Below are 2,521 nucleotides of genomic sequence, written 5' to 3' on the forward strand. Positions count from 1 at the left end.
ATCTTGGCTCTAAAATCATCAAGCCCCACGATATCTTCGGTTTTATGTTGATGCGCGCCTAACAGTGAGACAGCACTCCCAAAGGTGAAGTTATTGTTGCTTGATTTATAGAGAACATAATTATTTGCAGCATCTTTTGCCCCCTCGATATCGCTTAAATCAGCAAATGAGAAGGTTTTATCCGCTGCCATCTTGCCCTTAAGGGCTGCTTCAAGATCTGCGATATCACTTATTGTATGCGTGTGTTTTGAAGGTGCTTTTTCGTCTACCTTTTCCTCAACAGCCAAAAGAGCTTGATCAATTTTGGTCAAGTTTTCCCGCAAGATTGGGAATTCAGAACTGATAAAGCGTCCTTCTTTAGGCAATTCCATGTCGAGTTTTTTGGTTTTTGTCATCTCTCATTTTCCCATTATAATATGCCAGCGCCAAAATCACGCACCATTGACCGTGCCGCCGGTCCACCGGTAAGCGTGAGTTTCAAGCGCGCTTGTTTGGCGCCTTTATCACTGCTGGTAAATTTTCGTTCTGTCCAAAGCGGTTCAGCGAGTTGTTCTGTTTCCTCTAATTTCAAAGGGGTGAAAGCACCATCATCCAGTTGCATCTCGAGTGTAAAGGTTGCACCACCTGGTAAAAAGGTTTTGATATAGCTGGTCAATCTTGCTTTTTCACCAAAGGCAAAAGCACGCGTGACATAGGTAGCTTCCTTATGGATCTTTCCCGCAATCAATTGAACAGGCGCAAACAAGACGGGTGAGAGCTTCTCTGTTCCTTTGAGAATAGCGCGAAGCTTTATCTTTTCACTGATATATTCAGTAAGACTGAGCAATTGAAAGGGCAGGAGTTGATAAATTGTGCCATTGTTTCTTTCAATTTCAAAGATGACAGAACAATCGCTTGAAGGCAATTCAATGGCTGCGCGTATTTGTAAATCAGAGCAGTCCACAAGATCAAAAGTGCCAAGATCAATGGTTTTTTCTGTTTGTGTGTAGCGTGCCGCCAGCACTCGAAAGGCTAAGGCTTCATCTTGATGGGCTGTCCAACTTTGTGCGTTAACAGAAGAAAAGCGTGGACCGGTCACGTAAGGGTGACTCGAGACGTATCTCTGGTGTTCTGCATCAAAATCCCCAAGCTTTGCTAGTGAGACAGAATGATCAGCATCATCGGTTTTAATGACAAAAGCAGTGAGACGGTCATTAGGGACTAACAAAGGGACATCATAGCGTGCCTCTGCCCACCCTAGCTTTGCACCCTTCATAGAATAAAAGCTTTGTGCTTGAATATCGGCGGTCGGATAACCGTTTTCTGTAGTGACCAAATCAATCACCAAATCATGGTTCTCATTACCGATTTTGCAAAGATGAAAGTCAATACCGGTGATTTGCCGTGTTTCATCGGGGGTAAAGACTTGCGCTTGTGGGTCAAATTGCGTCCATATCTTTACTGTTGTGGTGCGCCGCATCACTTTCACATCAATCACGCCTTGACCTGTAAAAAGACCCGTTGCAATGGTTCCACCTTTTCCCCGTGCCACAACATTTTTTGTGCCAGCCGTAATATTTTGTGGAATCGTGAAAGCGCCCTCAAGGGTGCCCTTGCTATCGGCAATAAGGAGACTCTTTGGTAAAACATTCACACCATCAAAGGTAAGACTTTCCAAGATTTCGCTACTGCCAAAGCCTTCAATTTTAAAGTGAAGAGTAATTTGTCTTAAAAAGTCGGTTTGTTCTTGATGTGCATTGACCAAGTCATCACTGATTTCTGTTTTACGAACGCTTCTCCCACGGTTCCATCCCATGTTCAGTTGATTGGTCACGCTTGAGAGCCAATCGGTACGCTGTTCATGCCAAAAGTCTGTCGCGGGTTCAAGGGTTACTGTACCAGGTAAGGTTGCAAAATTTTGATAAGGATTGATTTTTTCGCAAGCCGTTGTCAACTCTTGCGCAATAATCACTTCATTTGTCCAGTCAAGCGTGACAGGCGCTTTTAAAGGAGCAGTATAGAATGTTGGGTCAATGGCAAGCTGTAAAATGCCGTTGCCTACAGCACCTGTTTGTTGAAAGCCTTCATCTCTGTAACTATCATCAAGAAAAGGGTCTGCAAACATGCCCTTTTTGGCAACGGGTTCTTTAGAGTCAACATTGCTTTTAATACGCTCTAATTGCATGAGACGGTCAAGCGAAAGCACCCGTTGAAAATAGCGCCACATCTCATCATAGGGGGCAACACGGGTGCCATCATTGACCACAACCGGCGTTTCAAGCCAATTGTTGGTAATGGTTGCAAGGGACAACACATCATCAGGGACACTGGGTGCCATGGGTTGGTCTACTGAGATACCTTTGATGTAAACCACATTGCCCCCCGTGTTGAGACCGATACGGTCAATGCGGGGCAATTTATAAGTGTAACTGACGATAATATCACCACCCTCCGCACCCCCTGAGACTGTGATTTCCTTTGCTGTTACTTTATCAGCCGTGATTTTTGCGCGATAGCGGTAAGTCACCTTATAGCTGCTCCC

At 44.7% G+C, this 2,521-nt stretch carries 2 protein-coding genes; both read right to left on the bottom strand.

The genetic code is table 11. The annotated features are described in order from the left end of the window. The coding region (locus ACFIK1_RS00740; RefSeq protein WP_375661846.1) for a Bgr_08870 family protein at positions 1–395 on the bottom strand (395 nt) is incomplete at its 3' end. A gap of 14 nt (positions 396–409) precedes the next feature. Further along, a partial coding sequence (locus tag ACFIK1_RS00745; protein ID WP_375661847.1) for a DUF4815 domain-containing protein occupies positions 410–2,521 on the bottom strand: 2,112 nt, incomplete at its 5' end.

Origin of the sequence: Bartonella sp. OC16QHHD, from assembly GCF_042194035.1 — a bacterium.
Taxonomy (GTDB): Bacteria; Pseudomonadota; Alphaproteobacteria; order Rhizobiales; family Rhizobiaceae; genus Bartonella.